Source organism: Streptomyces sp. NBC_01390, from assembly GCF_045040105.1.
Lineage (GTDB): Bacteria > Actinomycetota > Actinomycetes > Streptomycetales > Streptomycetaceae > Streptomyces.
Genome location: NZ_CP109551.1, coordinates 6491404 through 6511330 on the forward strand (window position 1 = coordinate 6491404; position 19927 = coordinate 6511330).

Below are 19927 nucleotides of genomic sequence, written 5' to 3' on the forward strand. Positions count from 1 at the left end.
GACGGACAGTCAGAAACCGTGAGTCACCTACCTGGCCGTCCCCCCAGCCCTCCGTCACGCGATCAACTCGCCCCACTCCTGGCCGCGTTCGAAGGGCGCCCCGCCGTCGTCGGCGGTGTCGCCAAGGATCCCGTCAACGAGCCGATGATCCGGCACTGGTGCGAGGCACTGGGCGACACCAGTGCGGCGTACTCCGGGCCGGACGCCGTCGCGCCGCCCGCCATGCTCCAGGTGTGGACCATGGGCGGCCTCTCCGGGAATCCGGGCCGCTCGGCCGCGTACGAGGAGCTGCTCGACCTCCTCGACGGCGTGGGCTGCACCTCGGTCGTCGCCACCGACTGCGAGCAGGAGTATCTGCGGCCCCTGCGGCCGGGGGACCGGGTCGCCTTCGACTCCGTCGTCGAGTCGGTCTCCGGGCCCAAGACCACCAAGCTCGGCACCGGGTACTTCGTCACGACCCGGACGGATGTACGAGTGGATGGTGAGCCGGTGGGCACCCATCGCTTCCGGATCCTCAAGTACGCGCCGGTACGCGCATACGCCCCCTCGCGCGCGCCCGAGTCGACCGAGCCACCTGAGGGTCAGAAGAAACCCACGGCCACGCGCCCCCGCCCCGTCATCAACCGGGACAACGCCGGATTCTGGGACGGGGTCGAGCGGCGCCGGCTGCTCATTCAACGCTGTCTCGGCTGCCGTACCCTCCGTTTCCCCTGGCTGCCGGGGTGCAACGCCTGCGGCAACGGTGAGTGGGACACCGTCGAGGCGTCCGGCGAGGGCACCGTCTTCTCGTACGTGGTCCTGCACCACCCGCCCTTCCCGGCCTTCGACCCGCCCTACGCGGTCGGGTTGATCGAGCTCGCGGAGGGCGTGCGGATCGTCAGCAACGTGGTGGGCGTGCCGTACGACAAGGTGCGGATCGGGATGCCGGTGCGGCTGGAGTTCGTACGGTACGAGGAGGGGCAGCCGGAGCTTCCGGTGTTCCGGGGCGACCTGCCCGCGGAGGTGGGCGGATGAGGGCCGGGGACGAACTGCCGCCGCTGGAGATCGCGGTCACGCGCACGCTGATCGTCGCCGGGGCGATCGCGTCCCGCGACTTCCAGGACGTGCACCACGACGCCGAGTCGGCGCGGGCGAAGGGGTCCCCCGACATCTTCATGAACATCCTCACCACGAACGGCCTGGTGGGCCGGTACATCACCGACTGCTTCGGACCCGCCGCCGTCCTGCGCAAGGTCGCCATCCGCCTCGGCGCCCCCAACTACCCGGGCGACACCATGGTGTTGACCGGCCGTATCGAGGACGTCGATGGCGACACAGCCGTCGTACGCGTCCTCGGAGCGAACGGGATCGGCCGCCATGTGTCCGGAACGGTGACCGTCTCCGTACCCCACTCCCTACCTCCCTCGGCCTCGGAAGGCACCCCGTGACCCTGCACGCGCGCGACGACCTCGGCGGCCGTGCGGCCGTCGTCGGTATCGGGGCCACCGAGTTCTCCAAGGACTCGGGACGCAGCGAACTGCGGCTGGCCGTGGAGGCGGTGCGGGCCGCGCTCGACGACGCCGGGCTGGCGCCTGCCGACGTGGACGGCATGGTCACGTTCACGATGGACACCAGCCCGGAGATCACCGTCGCGCAGGCCGCCGGGATCGGGGAGCTGTCCTTCTTCTCCCGGGTCCACTACGGCGGAGGCGCCGCCTGCGCGACCGTGCAGCAGGCAGCGCTCGCCGTCGCGGCTGGGGTGGCCGAGGTCGTCGTCTGCTACCGGGCCTTCAACGAACGGTCGGGCAGGCGCTTCGGGTCGGGGGTGCAGCGGCGGGAGCCGTCGGCCGAGGGGGTGGCGCTCGGCTGGTCGCTGCCGTTCGGGCTGCTCACGCCCGCCTCCTGGGTGGCGATGTCGGCGCAGCGGTACCTGCACACGTACGGGCTGTCCGCGGAGGCGTTCGGACAGGTCGCCGTCCGTGGCCGGAAGTACGCGGCGACCAATCCGGCCGCCTGGTTCCACGGCCGGCCCATCACCCTCGCCGACCACGCCGCCTCGCGCTGGATCGCCGAGCCGCTGCGGCTGCTGGACTGCTGCCAGGAGACGGACGGCGGCCAGGCGGTCGTCGTCACCTCTGTCGAACGGGCGCGCGAACTGCGGCACCCGTCCGTCGTCGTCGCGGCGGCGGCCCAGGGCGCGGGGCGCGCGCAGGAGCAGATGACCAGCTTCTACCGTGACGACCTCACCGGGCTCCCCGAGATGGGCGTGGTGGCGCGCCAGCTGTGGCGGACCGCCGGGGTGGGCCCGGCCGACATCGACGTCGCCATCATCTACGACCACTTCACGCCGTTCGTGCTGATGCAGCTGGAGGAGTTCGGCTTCTGCGCGCCGGGCGAGGCGGCGGATTTCGTCGCGGCCGAGGGGCTGCCCCTGAACACGCACGGGGGTCAGCTCGGGGAGGCGTACCTGCATGGCATGAACGGCATCGCGGAGGCGGTACGACAACTCCGCGGGACCTCCGTGAACCAGGTGCCAGGCGTGGAAAGAGCGCTGGTCACGGCGGGTACGGGGGTTCCGACCTCGGGGCTGGTGCTGGCGACCGCCGGATGAGCGCGACCGTCCGGTCCGCCGCCGGGGCCGGGGCCGGCCCTCCTACTGGAGGAGCAGCCTCCGTAATACCGTCGTACCACCCCTCAGGGGTGAACCCTCATAGCCCCGTACTCGGCCTCCACCTTCAGGAGGTGGAGGCAGCCCCCCTCCTACAACCTGAGGCGGACGCGGCTTCGGGACCTGCGGCCGATCCGCCCGAGTAGGGGGCGAACCTAGCGTAGAGCCATGACCACACTCGTCTGCACCAGCGCTTCGGACGCGGCTACGCCGGCGACGCAGACCCTGTCGTTCGCGTCGTACACCTCGTACCCGTCGTTCTCGTCGTACGTGAAGGCCCGCCGCCCGGTGCTGCTGCGCACCGCCCGGTCGCTCACGGCGAACCCGAGCGACGCGGAGGACCTGTTGCAGACCGCGCTCACCAAGACGTACGTCGCGTGGGAGCGCATCGAGGACCACCGTGCGCTGGACGGCTATGTCCGCCGGGCGCTGCTGAACACGCGGACGTCGCAGTGGCGGAAGCGGAAGGTCGACGAGTTCGTCTGCGACGAGCTGCCCGAGCCCGAGGGGACGCCGGTCGGCGACCCGGCCGAGCACCAGGTGCTCCACGACGCGATGTGGCGCGCGATCATGAAACTGCCGGCGCGGCAGCGCGCGATGGTGGTGCTGCGGTACTACGAGGACCTGAGCGAGGTCCAGACGGCCGAGGTGCTCGGGGTGTCGGTGGGCACGGTCAAGTCGGCCGTCTCACGCGCGCTGGGCAAGCTGCGCGAGGACCCCGAGCTGGTTCTCGCCCGGTAGTTCCGCTTCGGCTCCGCATGTTGGTTCCCGAACGGGAACCTCTGGTGATCGCTGGTAGTTCCCCAGGCAGGACGTGATCTGATCGATCACTCTCTCCTAGTGACGTACCGCTCGGTATGTGCGCAGAATCAGCAGAACCTTTACCACCGAGTAGGCAATGAAGCCCCGGGAGGACGCCGTGCTGAGCACCATGCAGGACGTACCGCTGCTGATCTCAAGGATCCTGACCCATGGGTCGACGATCCACGGCGACTCGCAGGTGATCACCTGGACCGGCGAGGCCGAGCCGCGGCGCCGCTCCTTCGCCGAGATCGGGGCCCGTACGGCACAGCTCGCACACGCCCTGCGCGACGACCTCGGAGTCACCGGCGACGACCGTGTGGCGACCTTGATGTGGAACCACCCCGAGCACGTCGAGGCCTACTTCGCGATCCCCTCCATGGGCGCGGTCCTGCACACCCTCAACCTGCGACTGCCCCCTGAGCAGTTGGCCTGGATCGTCAACCACGCCGCCGACAAGGTGGTCATCGCGGACGGCTCCCTGCTGCCGCTGCTCGCCCCGCTGCTCCCGCACCTCAAGACGGTCGAGCATGTCGTGGTCTCCGGCCCCGGTGACCGTTCCAGCCTCGCCGGGTCCCACGCGCGCGTGCACGAGTACGAGGAGCTCATCGCCGGGAAGCCGACCGGCTACGACTGGCCCGAGCTGGACGAACGTACGGCCGCGGCCATGTGTTACACCTCCGGGACGACCGGCGACCCCAAGGGCGTGGTGTACAGCCACCGTTCCATCTACCTGCACTCCATGCAGGTCAACATGGCGCAGTCCATGGGCCTGACCGACCAGGACACCTCGCTCGTCGTCGTCCCCCAGTTCCATGTCAACGCCTGGGGGCTGCCCCACGCGACCTTCATGACCGGCGTCAACATGCTGATGCCGGACCGGTTCCTGCAGCCCGCCCCGCTCGCCGAGATGATCGAGAGGATCCGGCCGACGCACGCCGCCGCCGTCCCCACCATCTGGCAGGGCCTCCTTCTGGAGCTCACCGCGAACCCCCGGGACGTCTCGTCCCTCACCCAGGTCACCATCGGCGGCGCCGCCTGCCCGCCCTCCCTCATGGCCGCCTTCGACAAGCTGGGTATGCGCGTCTGCCACGCCTGGGGCATGACGGAGACCTCCCCGCTCGGCACGATCGCCCGGCCGCCGGCCCATGCGGTGGGTACGGACGAGGAGTTCGCGTACCGACTCACGCAGGGCCGCTTCCCGACGAGCGTCGAGGCCCGGCTGAGCGGCCCCGGCGGCGAACGGCTCCCCTGGGACGGCGAATCTGCGGGCGAGCTGGAGGTACGCGGCCCGTGGATCGCGGGCTCCTACTACAACGGCCCCGACGGCGAACCTCTGCGCCCCGCCGACAAGTTCAGCGAGGACGGCTGGCTCAAGACGGGCGACGTGGGCACCATCAGCCCCGACGGCTTCCTGACGCTCACCGACCGCGCCAAGGACGTCATCAAGTCCGGCGGCGAGTGGATCTCGTCCGTCGACCTGGAGAACGCGCTCATGGCTCACCCCGACGTCATGGAGGCGGCTGTCGTGGCCGTCCCCGACGACAAGTGGGGCGAACGCCCGCTGGCCACGGTCGTACTGTCGGAGGGTTCCACCGCCGACTTCACGTCACTGCGCGCCTTCCTCGCCGAGGAGGGCAAGATCGCCAAGTGGCAGCTCCCGGAGCGCTGGACGATCATCGAGTCGGTACCGAAGACGAGCGTCGGCAAGTTCGACAAGAAGGTCCTGCGCAAGCGGTACGCGGAGGGCGAGTTGGACGTCACCAAGCTCTGAGCGTGGCTTGGGGCAGTGTTTCACGTGAAACACTGCCCCAACCCCGGTGCAAATATATGCCGATTGATGCCTTTTAACGCTTTTGGTCAGTGCCGCTAATTGGTGCCGATACGGGCGAGCAGGTCGACGATCCGGTCCTGCACCTCGGTGCTGGTGGACCTTTCGGCGAGGAACAGCACCGTCTCGCCCGAGGCAAGCCTCGGCAGGTCGGCCTGATCGACGGCGGCCGTGTAGACGACCAGCGGGGTGCGGTTCAACTGCCCGTTCGCCCGCAGCCAGTCCACGATTCCGGCCCTGCGGCGCTTTACCTGCAGCAGGTCCATGACCACCAGGTTCGGCCGCAACTGCGAGGCCAGGGTGACCGCGTCGGCGTCACTGGCGGCCCGTGCGACCTGCATCCCGCGCCGCTCCAGCGTCGCCGTCAGCGCGAGCGCGATCTCCGCGTGCTCCTCGATGAGCAGTACCCGCGGCGGATGCTGCTCACTGTCACGTGGGGCGAGCGCCTTCAGGAGTACGGCGGGATCGGCGCCGTACGCCGCCTCGCGTGTCGCCTGTCCGAGGCCGGCCGTGACCAGGACCGGCACCTCGGCGGCCACGGCGGCCTGGCGCAGCGACTGGAGAGCGGTCCGGGTGATCGGCCCGGTCAGCGGATCCACGAACAGCGCCGCCGGGAAGGCCGCGATCTGCGCGTTGACCTCCTCGCGCGAGTGCACGATGACGGGCCGGTACCCGCGGTCGCTGAGCGCCTGCTGCGTCGTGACGTCCGGCGCGGGCCACACCAGCAGCCGACGCGGGTTGTCCAGCGGTTCCGGCGGCAACTCGTCGTCCATGGGCCGCGGCTGTGGCTGGTCGGAGACCTCGACGGCTCCGCCGGGCCCGTCGAGCGGCTCGGGCCCCTCGGCGGCGTTCTCGTCCGGTGCCCCTATGGCGTACGAGCGCCCGGCCCCCTCGGTGAACCCGGGGAGGCGTGGAGCGCCCGGCGCGAGCTGGGTCTGCCCGGCGAGCGAGGGCTGCGCGGGCAACGGCACCTGCCCGGCGAGGGACGGCTGACCCGGCAGCGGCGCCTGACCGGCCGGCGAGGGCTGGGCCGGGGCGGCGGGCGCGACCTGTGCCGCCGGGGGCGTGGCGGGCGCGGCCTGGCCCGACTGCGGGTGCGGACGGGCGGTCGACTCCGGCTGACCGGCGGGCTCGGGGCGGGTACCGAGCTTGCGGCGACGACCCGAGCCGTTCGAGCCGTTGGTGCCGTGCGGGGGCGTCGCGGTCTGCGGCTGGCCCGGCGTCTGGACCTGCGCCGCCTGCCGGCTGAACGCCACTCCCTGCCCGAGGGTCCGCACACTGATCGCCCGACCCTGCGTCGAGTTCGGGTCGACCGGCGATGCGGCCTCGACGGGGAGCGCCTGTCCGAGCCGGGGCTGCGCAGCCCGCTCGGGAGGAAGGGGGGCGCCTGCCGCCTGGGCGGCGGTTCCGGCGTCCGGGGTGTCGTCGTCGGCCGGGGGCCACGGCTGGGGTTGCTGCTGGGGCTGGCCGACGGGAGCGGCCTGGGCCGGGATCGCCTGGCCGGGGGCGAGTCCTTGCGCCGGAACCTGCTGGGGAGCGACCTGGGGAGCGCCCTGAGGAATGGCCTGGGGGGCCTGCTGGACTACCTGTTGGGGAACCTGCTGCCCCTGGACACCCTGTGCCGGGACGGCCTGACCGGGGAGCGGCTGACCCGGGAGCGCCTGCCCGGGCACGGGCTGCCCGAGCGCCGGCTGCGCGGGAAGCCCCTGGGCGGGAACCGCCTGTCCGGCCACCGCCTGGGCGACCTGGGCGGCCTGCGCCGCCGGAACCGCCTGCCCCTGACCCAGTGCCTGCCCCTGGGCCGGTACGCCGCCCGGCGGAACGGCAGCGGCCTGAACCGGAGCCGCTTGTACGGGAGCCGCCTGGCCGGGAATCCCGCCCGGAGGCACGGCCCCCGGCTGCTCCGGGGCCTGGCGCGCACGGCGGCGACCGGTCGGGGCGGAGGTGGGGTGAGGCTGCGGCGGGGTGTGGTCGTCGTCGGGATCGTGCGTGAGCCCGTCATGACGGCCACCGTCGTCGAACTGGTCGCCGACCGGCCCGGCGGGTCCGCCGGGGGCCACGGGGGCGCCCTGGTCCGTCCGGTCGGCCTCGGCCGGAGGCAGCGCGAACACCGGACGTGGGCCCGCCTCCTGCGCGTTGCCGCGCTCGGCCGCCGCCGCAAGGGCCCGGCGACGGCGCCCGGTCGGCTGCCCGTCCGCGCCCTCGTCGGCAGCGCCCTCCGCACCGGTGGCCGCGGAAGGAGCCGCGGGCAGGGCGGGCGGCAACGCGTGCTGCTCGCCCCCGCCGCGCCGCGCCGGAGCGCCGGGCACGCCCTGGGGCGGCACCGTACCGCCCAGGCCGGAGCCCGCGGCAGCGGTGCCCGCGCCGTGCTCGCCCGCCATGACGACGGCGCCGGTGGAGACACCGCCCCCGTTCGCATCGCCCGCGTCGACAGGGCTGGGCCGACCGCGCCGACGCCCCGTACCGCCGTCCCCGTCGCCCGAGGGCTGCGCCTGGGGGTGCGCCTGCGCCTGTTCCTGTGCCGGTGAGTTGGGCTGGGGCGCGGCAGCGGCGGCGGCCTCCTCGGCCGCACGCCTCCGGCGCCGCCCGGTGGGCGCGACCACCTCGTCGCCGGAGTCACCGGGCTCCGCGTCGGCCTCGGGGGCGCCCTCCGGGAGATCGGCCTCCAGGAAGGCGTCCACGGAGGACCGCCGGGCCCGGCGGCGCCCGCTGACACCACCACCGTCGCCGTTGCTGTCGCCGCCGGCCGGTTCCTGCTCGGGCAGGGCCAGTTCGGCGCCGACGCCCGTCCGCGCGTCCTCGGCGACGACCGCGCCCGCCCCGCCCCCGATGGGCACCTCAAGGACGTACGCGCTGCCGCTCATGCCCGGTACCTCGTGCGTCTGCAGCACTCCGCCGTGGGCGCGCACGATCCCGCGCACGATCGGCTCGTGCACCGGGTCTCCCCCGGTGTACGGCCCGCGCACCTCGATCCGTACGACCTCACCGCGCTGCGCGGCGGCCACGACCACCGTGTTGTCCAGATAGCCGCCCGCGGACGCCGGCGAGTTGCCGGTCGCGTCGACACCGGCGACGTCCGCGACGAGGTGCGCGAGGGCGGTGGCGAGGCGCTGCGGGTCGACCTCGGCCTCGATGGGCGGCGCGTGCACGGCGAACTGGACGCGCCCGGGCCCGATCAGTTCGACGGCCCCGTCGACCCCGGCGGCGACGACCGCGTCGAGCATCACCTTCGTACGGGTGACGGAGTCGACGCCCGTGTCCAGCCGCTGGTAGGCGAGGACGTTGTCGACCAATGTGGTGATGCGCGAGTAACCGGCCGACAGATGGTGCAGCACCTGGTTGGCCTCGGGCCACAGCTGCCCGGCGTCGTCCGCGGCGAGGGTGGCCAGTTCGCGGCGCAGCTCGTCGAGGGGTCCGCGCAGCGAACGCCCGAGCAGGACGAGCAACTGCTCCTGCCGGCCGGCCAGCGCCTCGTACCGGTCCTTCTCGCGCTCCGCGAGCGCCGCGTACCGGTCCTCACCGGCCGCGAGTTCCTCCTCGTGCTCCTCGCGCAGCTGCTCGATCTCGGCGACGTGCTTCTGGCGCAGGGAGGTGAGCTCGGAGGCGTGCTCCTCGGCGACCCGCTCCAGCTCTGCCTCGTGCAGCTTGTCGGCGGCGTCCTTCTCCTCCGCGAGGGAGTCGTACGGACGCCGGTCGGTGAAGGTCATCACGGCGCCGACGAGCTGGTCGCCGTCCCGGACGGGTGCGGTCGTCAGATCGACGGAGACCTTGTCCCCGCTCTTGGACCACAGCACCTGCCCGCGCACCCGGTGCTTGCGCCCGGACCGTAGGGTGTCGGCAAGCGGCGACTCGCCGTACGGGAAGGGCTCACCGTCGGCACGCGAGTGCAGGACGAGGGTGTGCAGCTCGCGCCCGCCGAGATCGCTGGCCCGGTAACCGAGTATCTGAGCGGCGGCCGGATTGACGAGAACGACCCGTCCCTCGGTGTCCGTACCGACGACACCTTCCGCCGCGGCACGCAGGATCATCTCGGTCTGACGTTGCGAACGCGCGAGTTCGGCCTCGGTGTCGACGGTGCCGGACAGATCGCGTACGACGAGCATGAGCAGCTCGTCATTGGTGTAGCCGTAGCTGTCGTAGGCCTGCTGGCCGTTCTCGAGATTCGCACTGGTGACCTCGACGGGGAACTCGGTCCCGTCCGTCCGCCGGGCGATCATCCGGGTCGGCTTGGTCTGCCCGTGCGGGTCCATGGAATCGGGCCGCCGCATGGTGCCGGGGATCAGCCGCGAGTCGAACTGCGGCAGCAGATCGAGCAGCCCGCGCCCGACGAGGGCGGTGCCCGGCGTCTCGAACGCGGCGAGAGCGATCGTATTGGCGTTGACGACGGTCCCATTGGCGTTGACCAGCACCAACGCATCGGGCAGCGCGTCGAGTATGGCTGCGAGGCGAGCAGCGCCTCGGGATGGCCTGCTGCTCACGAGACGCTTCCTCCCTGTTACCGCACCTTGCCTACCGCGGACGCCATCTTGCCTACCGGCCCGCAACGTGTCACGCGAGGGAGTCTAAGGGCAGTGGTTGCGCTCGCGACGCCGGATGAGAGGGAGGTCGCACGACGAAGTGACAGAGACCCTGTGACGGCACCTTCCACACCGCTTATGCGCTACGGGGCTCCCGCGACTGTGGTGTGAGGGCCAGCGGAGACCTTGTTCCGCTGGTCGGGGTCCTGCCCGGGCGGCTCACCGAAGATCGGGAAGCAGCGGTACGAGCCGGTCCCAGCGGGCCATCTGACACCCGTTGCTGCGGTCAAACGTGGCATCGACAGGACGCCCGGCCCACGTCCCGGTCACATGAGCGGTCGCCGGACCCCCGTACATCATCGTGCAGACGCTGTCGGGGGGTACGGGGGCGAAAGGATCCTTCCCCCACCGGGCGCCCCGGTCGAGCGACCCACAGGCTTCCTCGACGTCGGGATGACTCCCGCCACCGGGATGACAGGCCAACTCGAACCGCCCGTCCCCACGCCCACCGGTGCCGCGAACGGTGACGGTGAGGTGGTCGGAGGCGCGTCCCAGGGGAGCGAGGAGGGGCGCGAAGGGCGAGAGGGGGCGTGCCTGGGGGCCCGCGTCGGCGTACGCGGCCGTGGGCGCGGCGGAGACGGAGGCGGCGGCGAGGGAGACACCGGCGGTGGCGGCGAAGACGAGGCGGCGGAGAGCGCCGGTGTGGGTGCGGGCGGGGGCGGCGGTGGGGGCGGTGGGGGCGCAGGGAGGAAGGGGGACGTGGGCACGAGGAGCGTGCGGGATGACCTTGGACGTGACCTTGAACATGACCTGACTAACGCCTGACCCCGAAGGACGATGCGCGAGCCGTGCCGACGACCCCACAACGGCTTTGCCCTGCGCCCCACCTGCCTAGTACCGTGGGAGGCGATTGGTGACACCGCGCTCGTCTGTGTCATCATCTGCACGCACCACTCGCGCTCGCGCGGGAGGTTGTGCTGGAGGCGTCGCCTAGTCCGGTCTATGGCGCCGCACTGCTAATGCGGTTTGGGGTTTACGCTCCATCGAGGGTTCAAATCCCTCCGCCTCCGCACCTGATCCGAAGCCCTGGTCCTCACCGACCGGGGCTTCGGCCGTTTTCGCAGGTCAGGCGGGGTGCGACTAACGGATTTCACCTCACGCCGCCAGTCATGTAATGTTGTTCCCGCAACGCCAACCGGGTCGAAAACCCCGGAAGGAAGAGCAAAAACAACAGAAAACACAAGCACTCGTAGCTTAACGGATAGAGCATCTGACTACGGATCAGAAGGTTGCAGGTTCGAATCCTGCCGAGTGCACAGCAGACCAGAGGCCCCGTGGAGGAATCCACAGGGCCTCTGGCTTTTGCGTTGACGGCAGGGTTTGACGGCAACCGCCTTTGCGAGCCGATCAGACGGTAACCGGGACACCGGCCGCGCCGTCGTCATCGTCCGAGCCGTTGCCGTCACCCCTCAGGGCATCCCCGACGCGATCGAAGGCCGAGCGCTGCGAGTCGAGCCGTACGAACGTGTAGATGTCCATGGTCACGCGTATCGAACTGTGGCCGAGGACTTCCATGATCATGCGGGCGTCGGCGCCCTGTTCGTGGAGGAGTGACGCGCAAGTGTGGCGCAGGTCGTGCAGGCGGACCTTGCGGACGCCGGCGCGGACGCTCAGCGCTTCGAAGGAGCGGTTCATGTTGCGCGGCTCGATCGGTGTCCCGTTCTTCGTGGTGAAGACGAGATCGTGTCCAGTCTCCTTCCAGTTGTCCCCCGCTGCCTTCTTGTCGGCGATCTGCTGGGCCCGCTGAGCGCGAAGCGCCGTCACACACTCAGCAGGCAGGGCCACGCGGCGGGCTGAGCGCTGAGTCTTCGGTGCGACGATCAGCAGTTCGCCGCCGACTCGTTGGAGCGCCTGCCGGACGGTGAGCACTCCTTCGTAGAGATCCAGGTCCGACCAGCGCAGGCCCAGCAGTTCGCCGCGCCGGAGGCCGATGCGGACCGCCAGCTCGTACGCGGCCCACAGGCGGTTCTCCCGAGCCGCCGCCAGGAGCTGACGCCCTTCCTTGGCCGTGAGCGGTTCTATCTCGCGCTTCGTTCCCATGCTCAGCTCCACGTTCCGGGCCACGTTGCGCGGCAGTTCGTCCTCACGTACGGCGTGCTGGATAGCGGCACGCAGGATTACGAGCAGGAAGCGGACGGTCCGATCTGACGGGAGCTTCTTGCAGCACTTGCCGAGGGCGCAGCAGCGCCGCTTGTGGTCCGGGCGGTTCTTGTCCTTGCCCTGGGCGCAGCACTGGCAGGTGGCCGCCGTCTTGGTGAGGAAGGCGCGGATGTCTCGGGCGGTGAGTCGGGTCAGCTTCTTCTTGCCGAACTCCGAGGTGACGTAGTTCCGGACCAGGGACTCGTAGTTGACGTAGGTCGTCCGGCGGACCTTGCCCTTGGCGACGTTCGCCAGCCAGTACGCCAGGTACTCGCTCAGCGTCATCTTGCTGGTGGCTACCGGGAGACCGCTCAGGGAGTCGGCCTTGAGCTTGGTCAGCTTCTCGTGTGCTTCGCCCCAGGTCTTGCCGTAGACGCTGCGCCGCTTGTACGTGCCGTCCGTCGTCAGCACGTAGGCACTGCCTTCCCAACGACCGTCCTTGCGCTGGTAGATGGTGCCCTCGTTGTTGGCGTTCTTCTTCGGGGTGGCCATCAGGCGGCTTCCTGTTCGGTGCGGTGGGATACGTAGGCGTCCACGGCGGCTTCGCTGATGCGTCGGCAGCGGCCGATCTTGAAGGAGGCGAGTTCGCGGGAGCGGATCAGGTCGTGGACCTTCCAGCGGCTGATGCCGAGACGTTCGGCGACCTGGTCCACGGTGAGTACGGCCGTCGTCATGCAGGCAGCAGCCCTTCTTGCTTGAGGCGTTCGGTGTGGGCTCTGTCGTGGCGGACCTGGGCGGCGAGGAGTTCTTCGCCGGGGCGGTAGCCGCTGCTGAGGTAGGTCCACGAGGAGGCGGTGATGAGGGTGGTGTTCTCGTCGTCGACCGGAAGGCCGGCCCGGACGCGGGCAGCATCGGCCTGAGCAGTGCGCCAGGCACTGCGTACGTCGCGGAGTGCGCCGAGGGTGGTCGAGTAGGCGCGGGATTTGCTGGAGAAGTGGCCGCGGAAGCCGAGCATGTGGGCCCACTTCCAGAGCTTGAGGTGGGCGAACTCGGGGAGGTGGCCGAGCGCCCAGGCGGTGCGGATCATCTGCCGGGCGTGCTGCTGCACGGGGAGATCGGTGAGGGGTTCGGCTTGGCCGGTGCCGTCGCAGTCGGTGCACAGGTCGCGGAAGCCGTCGGGGCCGCGTACGTAGCCGCGCCCGGCGCAGGGGCGGCAGACGAGGGTGCGGTCCACAGTGCCCGCGCCTTCGGCGTTCTTGGTCGCGTACTTGGCGACGTATCCGGCGACCTTGGCGTCCGTGAGTTCGCCGTCCCCCAAGGCCGAGATCTGATCCACCTTGAAGCGGTCGCCCCACCGGATGACGCGTTCGCCGACCGCGTCCGACTCGACGATGAGCCGGGCACGCTCGACCGCCAGGCCGACAGCCGCATGGAGGGCGTCGAAGGTGGCCCAGGCCGGGGGCGCGGTGGTGTGGCCGTCGGGACCGTCGAATCGGACGACCGCGTGGAAGTGGACCAGGCCGCGCTGTTGGTACTCGGCGACTTTGGCGAAGGAGATACGGAGGGCCGCGTTGAGTGCCTTCTGTGTCATGCCGAGGTGCTCGGCGAGAGCGCGGCGCAGGTAGGTGGTGAAGCGTGCCCACAGGGCCCCGGCGTGGGCGTTCCACAGCACGGCGCCGCTGTAGTCGTAGCGCGACGGGCGCAGGGGGGTGCCGAGTTCGGGAGCGTCCTGGGCGTGGCTTTCGCCGCAGGAGCAGGGGCGGGGCTTGCCCGCGCTGGTCGTGGGGCGGTTGTGGACGGGGCCGAAGGACGGGGCGGTGAGGGTGACGAAGGCGCGGGGGTGGTCGCGGACGGTTTCGGCGACGTTCTTGCCGCCGGACAGTCCGGCCTTGATCAGGTGGTAGGTGTCGGCGGCGTAGAGGCGGGAGCAGGCGGGGCAGCGGGAGGCTCGGCGGTTGCCGCAGGTGGTGAGGAGGCGGCCGGTGGGTTCGTCCTCGGAGCGGTAGGAGCGGACCACTTGGTTGGTGGTCTGGTCGGTGGTGATGGTCCAGCCGTGCAGGTTGACCGGGCTGGTGCAGCCCCGCAGGTCGCGGACCTGTTCGGTGACTCGGTCGAAGTTGTCGGTGTTGGCCAGTTCGACCAGGTCCCGCAGGCCGGGGCTGATGACGTGGAGCAGGTCGAGGGGGCGGCGCATGGGTGGCGGGGTGTCCCTTCTGGCACGAGGGTGGGCCCTGCGGGCAGCAGCGATTCAGTGCGCTCGGGCTGCTGCCCGCAGGCATGGCAGGTCGGGCCCAGGGGCGGGCGGTGGTGGGAAGTGGCGGAGAGGCCGGCGGAAGGGGGTGGCGCTACAGAGCGGCGTGCAGCGCGGTGGCCATGGGCAGGCCGATCCCGAGTCGCGTCTTGAGCTGGGCCGCCGTGATCGGTTCGCCGTGCTCGGTGTGGTGGGACGTGGCGATGGAGCGTGCTTCGGTCAGCAGCGGCTCAGGCACCTTGACCGCCGGCGAGGCAGGAGCCGGGGCCACGTGCGGAGTGACCGGGGCCGGAACCGGAACGGTGGGAGGCGTCGCAGGCGCAGGGCGGGATGTGTCAGAAGCTGTCTCAGGCTTCGACTCGGTCTTGTTCGGCAGGAAAGCCGGTGCGGCGGGGCGCGCAACGGTGTGGAAGGCGCGGAGGAGTTGCGGGCCGACGGAGCCCCAGCCGAGGAGGAGTAGCGGGGCCACCGCGTCGACGGCGGCGCGGCCGTAGTGTCCGGTGACGATCGGTTCGGCGACGTTGAGGGCGAGGGTCAGTAGTCCGGAGAAGGACATGAGGCGGGTCGCGGCCGTCATCTGTTCGGCCGGAAGGCCGCGCAGGGAGAGGTAGCGAACTGCGACCAGGAGGCCGACCACGGACAGGTCCACCATTGGGGCGATGAGCGGTGCGATCGGGCCGGGGACGCCGAGGCGGAGTGCGAGGGACCAGACGTTGCCGAAGGAGAAGACGAACGCCAGCGCGGCAATGACGATCATGACGGCGGTGATCGTGCGCTGGGTGATCCGGTCTTCTGGCATGAGTTTTCACCCCCTCTCCTGAGGTGTCGGGAACGTGCGAGGCGGTGGGGCGACCTGCTCAGGCGTCGAGCTTCGTGAGATCCACGTCCGTCGTGCGAGGGCCGATAAAGGCTGCCAGCAGGGTCGATGGGTCGATGGTGAGGTTCGCCGTCTCTTCGGCGATGCGAGCCGCTTCCGCGTCGGGTACGTAGGGCGTACGAATGCGGGTGAAGCCGGGTTGCGACTGGTGGTTCATCGACGCGACGCCGACGTAGGTGGGGTCCTGGAGGTTGATGGGGTTGGCGTCCGGCCATTCCCGGATCTCGTCACCGAGAGCGGCCACGGCGGCTTCAGCTGTCTTCTGGGCGAAGCTCAGGCCCACGGGGCACACGTCGCGGATGAAGGTGGGTATCGCGTCGCCCGTGGACTTCTGAGTGGTGAGGATGACGAGCAGTCCCACGGACCGGCCCTTCTTCACCAGGTCTTCCACGAGCCGGGCATTCTCGGCGGCGAGCGCGGCCAGCTTCTTCGTCTCCTGGTCGCTTCCCTTGTGGTCGCGGAAGTAGGTGTGCGCTTCGTCGACGATCAGCACGACCAGGGGCCAGCTCTCGGAAGGACCGATGTCCCACATGGACTTCACCCCGAGTACCTGGCGCACCGATGCCGACCGGGCGCGGCGCAGCTCCACGAGTTGCCGGAACAGCTTGTTGGCCTCTTCCAGGTCATCGCCCACGAAGGCGAACATGCGCTGGACCCAGTCCGCGTAGTCACCTTCGTACGCAGCCGACACCTTGCCGTCCGCGCAGGCGAACTGCACTGCGGGCGAGGGAGACCAGTCGGCGAGCAGCCGGTTGATCAGGCTGGTCTTGCCGAAGCCGGGAAGTCCGGCCACGGTCACACCGGGCACCTGCGTGAGGTTCACGGACACGGGTTGCGCGTACTCGTCCAGGCCCAGATCCCACTGGGCTGTCTCCTCCGGAGGCTCACCCGTGGGGTGGTGCTCGGTGGGGAACTTCAGTGGGTCCAGTCGCACACCCCGGATGAGGACCTGCCCAGGCTTGTCCTGGGTGACCGCGACACGTGTGCAGCGCCAGGCGTCTGCGAGGTGTGGGCCCGCCTTCTGGAATTGCTGGAGACCGACGCCAGGCAGGCACTGTGCCCGCGCGATCACGCCATACGCGTCGTGCTTCACCTTCAGGGCGGGAATGAGGACGCGCGGTTTGATGGGCTTGCCGTTCGTGGTCGCCAGTGACGCCAGCGCGGTCGGGGTCTTGTCCGTGGCCGACAGCTTGAGCATCGGTGCGAGCCGCTTCCAGCCCCACCGCACGCGTATGGCCTGCCGTATGGACTGGCGGGTCATGGCATCGGCGCGAACGTAGCGGACTATCCACCAGGCCGCCCATCCGGCGAGCACGGCGAGCGCCAGGGCGACGACGAGCGGGACGTGACCGAAGATCCCTTGCGCCGGTGTGTTCGGATCTTTCACCTGTGACTCTCCAGCGGGTTGTAGAGGAAGGCCGTGAGGGCCGATTCGAGGGCCGCCCGATCCGCCAATGTGTCGAGGCGGGGGTAGCCGTAGGCGACGAGCACGGCCGCCACCGAGGTCACGAGCGACTCGGTGGACTGGGCACCCGGCCCGGCGTGAGGCAGCGGGTAGCTGCGCTCAGTGCCGGACCGGAAGGCGCTGCCGCTCACGCCGCCTCAGCGGCCGGGGCCACCAGGTCCAGTCGGCCCGCGCGGTAGGCGATGCCGTCCGAGAGCGAGCCGTTGAAGATGCGCGCCCACGGAGTGGCGAACAGTTCCACCGGCATGACCGGGACACCGGGCCGGAGCCCGTTGGGCAGACCGGTTTCCGGAACGGTGATCTTCAGAGCCTCGGCACGGTCCTCCTCCATGAAGAAGAGGGTGATCGTGTAGAGCTTCGCGCCGGTCTCACGGTCGGTGGCGAACTGCGTCTTCTCCTGGTCCGCGTACTTCGGCACCGGCAGGGTGCCGACCATGAACGAAGAGGTGGGGAGCAGGCCAACACGGATGCGTGCCATGGGAGTTGATTCCTCTCGGTTGCGCTCCACCGGGGCGGTGGGGCGCGCTCTCTATTGAACCTAGCAGACCTAGCAGAGTCAAGTGAATCGGGTGAGCTAGCTATCAACTGACATAGGCCACCTATGTCAGTGGGGTGTGCTAGGGGTGCTAAGAATCGCTACTCTTGGGCCATGAGCCCCGCGTCAGAGAGCAAGCAGGACCGCCGGCCGCCGTATCAGCACGCTGCCGACGAGATTCGGCGCGACATCTTGCAGGGGCGGATCAAGCCGGGCGAGCAGATGCCGTCCATCCGCGAGCTACAGGAACGCTTTGGCGTGGCCAACATGACCATGAGGTCCGCACTCAACGTGCTGCGGGACGAAGGCCTGATCTACACGATCCATGGTCGCGGCAGCTTCGTCGCGGACCACAACGCCGGAGGGGAGCCCTCGGCGAACTACACCGCTCCGGTTTGGTACTTGGCGAACAGGGACGAGAAGCACGGCCAGGCCGAGCCGGTGGAGGGCGGGCCCGACGACACCGAAGCTGCCGCAGACGCCGGGACCACCCTTGCCGAAGTACTCACCGCACTACGTGACGAGATCCGTGCCCTCAGTGCTGATCATCAGGAACTGCGGCGCGAGGTCGAGGAGTTGAAGGCAGCTCAGCAGCCGAAGCCATAGTCCTGAGCTGGGCCACTTCGTCTCGCAACTCCCTGGTCTCCCTACTAAGGCGAACGACCATGGCCCGCATCTCCTCGATCAGCGCGACTACTTGATCCGTGTCCCCGACCTGAATGCTGGTCGACCCCATTTCGTTGTCCGGTATGTGCTCGGTCATCGCTCCCCGCTTGCCGACGTGCCGTCGTTCCGTGCCGCACTTGTTCGAACCGCCGGGGCCTGCCCACGGCATCCGTGCCTCTCCCGGATTGATCGACTGCTGCCCAGCGTGCTGTTCAGAGTTTCTTTACTGGATCAAGGCGGCCCGCCTACGGCGTGCCGCGCGCGCTGGCGGCCACGGGCCGCCGCCGCTCCCTGTCTCCGCCACCGCTGCGGCGGCCCCCGGCCACTCAGCGCGCAACACCGCCAAGGCAGACAGCCAGGCCAGGAAGCAACTCGCCCAGCCCGAGCACCAGGAGCACGAGCAGGACCAGGCCGAGCCCGAGCGCGCACGACCCCGCCGTCAGGGTGACTGTCGTTTCGAAACCGGGAAGCGTGGCTGATGCCCGTACGGGGTTGCTGGAGACATACGTGACGGGTGATTGTTCGGCGCACTCGCCGTCTTGGCTCACTTTCGGTGGTGCAGGTCAGAACTGCGCTTCCAATGACCGCCTTCAACCGCCGTCCTCTCTAACTCAACAACAGCTGACGGGGGTTGTCGCCGCACCCGAATCCGAGCACGCCGACCGCCCCGGTACCATCGGCACCGGGGTCCTGATCAGGGCTTCCACGACCGGACCACCCGGAATGCTGTCCAGGCTGAGGGGTGGTCCGGTCTTTTGTTGTTGGCGTCCGCGCGCTCTGCTGACGTGAGGCGTACCGGGTTTTCGGGATCAGGTCAGGGCTTTGACCACCTCGGGGATGGTGGGCCGATCCCCCGGTGCATGACTGAGCATCGCGTCGACCAATTCGCCCAGCTCACCGGGCACTTTCACGGGCCGACGTCGGCCGTTGGCCACTGCCTCTCGCTGCACAGGTCGCGGAGCGTCGTCCGGGTACTCGACCGCCCGCCAGCCCGTGGCGGAGATGAGCAGCGAGGCCCCGAGCGCGTAGACGTCGGCTGCCGGTGTCGGCTCCGCTTCCCCGGTGTCGAGCACACTGCGCGCGATCTCCGGTGCTTCGTAGTGGACGAGGCAGCCGCGGAACGGGAAGTCGTGCCCCTCGGGTACATGGCCGCCACGGGCAAGGGCGAGGTCGATGAGGTGTGTTCGCTGCGGCCCGATGATGAAGTGGGCGGGCTGTACATCACCATGTGCCCAGCCCTTGGCGTGGAGTGCGGCTAGCGCCTCGACGCATTCCAGTGCCTCGCTGGTATCCGGCGTGATGGACGAGTCTTTCCTACGGCAGCGCTCCCACAGCCGGTACAGGTCCGGCCCCTCGTGCCACGGCTGGAAGTTCCACGTGCCGTGTTCCCATTCGCCGTACGCGATCCCCTCGACGCCGAGGCGAAGCAGAACGGCACCCTCGCGCGCGGGCGCGAGCGCGGTCCAGGGCTGGGCAGGCCAGTCGGCCGTAGCCTCGATCGGATAGCCGATCTTCACGGCGTAGTGGCCCCGGGGGCTCTCCACCTCCCACACCGTGGAGCCCCGACGGTTGATGACCATGCGCTGAGTCGTGGGCATGAGTGCGTCGAGCACCACGATCGGCAGTTCAGGGGTTAGGCCGGGCAACGTCTCTGCTCCTTCCAGGCGAGCGCGGCCGACCACGAGTTCAGGCCGACCGCGTCGCTGTTGTCGTGTGCTACGCCTGACCGTACGGTCGGCCGCAGTCCGAGTCGCACTGCGCGAGATTCGCGCCGTTCACGGTCCACAGGTTGTCGAAGACCATGAACCCGGCCGCCTTCATGGCGCGTGCCGAGGAGGCGACCATCTCTGCGTCGCGGGCGCCTCCGCCCGGCGCCGGGTTGTGGTGCAGGAAGCGGCCCGCGTACCGCTCGCACAGCGCCGCGTACTCCTTCGTGTGCAGGATGAGCGCGTGGAGGCCGAGGTCCACGTCATCGGACGGGACCATGGGAACGGTGGCGGTGGCCGCCGTTACGAGGAACGCGACCGCCTGATCCGCGATCCGCTCGGCGCGCTCGGTCGACTGCCCGTTGTGGATGACCACGAAGTGGGCGAGGCTCTCGAACAATTCCTCACCAGCCACCGCGCGACCGGTCCGCTGATCGTTCGCCGTTGCCGTCATGTGCAATCTCCCGGTGTGAAGTGGTGCGTGGCACGGAC

17 protein-coding genes and 2 tRNA genes are annotated in these 19927 nt (G+C 70.0%); 8 read left to right on the forward strand and 11 right to left on the reverse strand.

The features are described 5' to 3' along the window. Positions 1-18 precede the first annotated feature (18 nt). The 5 genes from OG241_RS29180 to OG241_RS29200 all read left to right on the forward strand — a co-directional run bounded on the left by OG241_RS29180 (position 19) and on the right by OG241_RS29200 (position 5222). Entirely contained in the window at positions 19-1014 is a 996-nt protein-coding gene (locus tag OG241_RS29180; RefSeq protein ID WP_405819344.1) for a bifunctional MaoC family dehydratase N-terminal/OB-fold nucleic acid binding domain-containing protein, read from the forward strand. After that, positions 1011-1427, forward strand: coding sequence for a MaoC family dehydratase (locus tag OG241_RS29185; protein ID WP_405819346.1), 417 nt, complete (start codon positions 1011-1013; stop codon positions 1425-1427). The genes OG241_RS29180 and OG241_RS29185 overlap by 4 nt, the downstream gene beginning before the upstream one ends. Further along, positions 1424-2590, forward strand: a complete 1167-nt coding sequence (locus OG241_RS29190; RefSeq protein ID WP_405819347.1) for a lipid-transfer protein — start codon at positions 1424-1426, stop codon at positions 2588-2590. Before OG241_RS29185 ends, OG241_RS29190 begins: the two co-directional genes overlap by 4 nt. A 225-nt stretch (positions 2591-2815) precedes the next feature. Next, the gene (locus tag OG241_RS29195; protein WP_405819348.1) at positions 2816-3388 is read left to right on the forward strand and encodes a SigE family RNA polymerase sigma factor; all 573 of its coding nucleotides are present in this window, start codon (positions 2816-2818) and stop codon (positions 3386-3388) included. Between the two features lie 157 nt (positions 3389-3545). Beyond that, positions 3546-5222, forward strand: a complete 1677-nt coding sequence (locus OG241_RS29200) for a long-chain fatty acid--CoA ligase (RefSeq protein ID WP_405819350.1) — start codon at positions 3546-3548, stop codon at positions 5220-5222. Between the two features lie 95 nt (positions 5223-5317). On the opposite strand, the gene OG241_RS29205 is transcribed toward OG241_RS29200, so the two are convergent. Further along, the gene (locus OG241_RS29205; protein ID WP_405819352.1) at positions 5318-9757 is read right to left on the reverse strand and encodes a PAS domain-containing protein; all 4440 of its coding nucleotides are present in this window, start codon (positions 9755-9757) and stop codon (positions 5318-5320) included. Between the two features lie 258 nt (positions 9758-10015). After that, positions 10016-10603: an SSI family serine proteinase inhibitor gene (locus OG241_RS29210; RefSeq protein ID WP_405819354.1), complete on the reverse strand. Its 588-nt coding sequence runs from the start codon at positions 10601-10603 to the stop codon at positions 10016-10018. 172 nt (positions 10604-10775) lie between these two features. On the opposite strand from OG241_RS29210, the gene OG241_RS29215 reads away from it, so the two are divergent. Continuing rightward, positions 10776-10866: transfer RNA gene (locus OG241_RS29215), tRNA-Ser, on the forward strand. Between the two features lie 173 nt (positions 10867-11039). Further along, a tRNA-Arg gene (locus tag OG241_RS29220) sits at positions 11040-11112 on the forward strand. Between the two features lie 91 nt (positions 11113-11203). Here the strand turns inward: OG241_RS29220 and xerC are convergent. From xerC to OG241_RS29255, 7 genes are all read right to left on the reverse strand, one after another. Further along, on the reverse strand, positions 11204-12487 hold the full coding sequence (xerC, locus tag OG241_RS29225; RefSeq protein ID WP_405819356.1) for a tyrosine recombinase XerC: 1284 nt from the start codon (positions 12485-12487) through the stop codon (positions 11204-11206). Further along, entirely contained in the window at positions 12487-12669 is a 183-nt protein-coding gene (locus OG241_RS29230) for a helix-turn-helix domain-containing protein (protein WP_105970329.1), read from the reverse strand. Before OG241_RS29230 ends, xerC begins: the two co-directional genes overlap by 1 nt. Beyond that, positions 12666-14129 (reverse strand): replication initiator, encoded by a 1464-nt coding sequence (locus OG241_RS29235; RefSeq protein WP_405819358.1) that lies wholly within the window; start codon positions 14127-14129, stop codon positions 12666-12668. The genes OG241_RS29230 and OG241_RS29235 overlap by 4 nt, the downstream gene beginning before the upstream one ends. A 151-nt stretch (positions 14130-14280) precedes the next feature. Beyond that, complete coding sequence (locus OG241_RS29240; RefSeq protein ID WP_405819360.1) at positions 14281-14985, reverse strand: DUF2637 domain-containing protein; 705 nt, start codon at positions 14983-14985, stop codon at positions 14281-14283. 58 nt (positions 14986-15043) lie between these two features. Further along, positions 15044-16450 carry a cell division protein FtsK gene (locus OG241_RS29245; RefSeq protein ID WP_405819362.1) on the reverse strand — a complete coding sequence of 469 codons (1407 nt, stop codon included), beginning with the start codon at positions 16448-16450 and terminating at the stop codon, positions 15044-15046. Next, the gene (locus tag OG241_RS29250; protein WP_405819364.1) at positions 16447-16659 is read right to left on the reverse strand and encodes a hypothetical protein; all 213 of its coding nucleotides are present in this window, start codon (positions 16657-16659) and stop codon (positions 16447-16449) included. The genes OG241_RS29245 and OG241_RS29250 overlap by 4 nt, the downstream gene beginning before the upstream one ends. Then, a complete protein-coding gene (locus OG241_RS29255) occupies positions 16656-17006 on the reverse strand; it encodes a hypothetical protein (RefSeq protein WP_006381100.1) in 351 nt (116 codons plus the stop codon). Before OG241_RS29255 ends, OG241_RS29250 begins: the two co-directional genes overlap by 4 nt. 171 nt (positions 17007-17177) lie before the next feature. Between OG241_RS29255 and OG241_RS29260 the strand changes: the two genes are divergently transcribed. Next, on the forward strand, positions 17178-17669 hold the full coding sequence (locus OG241_RS29260) for a GntR family transcriptional regulator (RefSeq protein WP_405819366.1): 492 nt from the start codon (positions 17178-17180) through the stop codon (positions 17667-17669). Between the two features lie 869 nt (positions 17670-18538). Here the strand turns inward: OG241_RS29260 and OG241_RS29265 are convergent. Both OG241_RS29265 and OG241_RS29270 read right to left on the reverse strand, forming a co-directional pair. Next, complete coding sequence (locus OG241_RS29265) at positions 18539-19375, reverse strand: protein kinase domain-containing protein (protein ID WP_405819368.1); 837 nt, start codon at positions 19373-19375, stop codon at positions 18539-18541. A gap of 70 nt (positions 19376-19445) precedes the next feature. After that, a complete protein-coding gene (locus OG241_RS29270; RefSeq protein WP_405819370.1) occupies positions 19446-19889 on the reverse strand; it encodes a glycine-rich domain-containing protein in 444 nt (147 codons plus the stop codon). Positions 19890-19927: the final 38 nt, after the last annotated feature.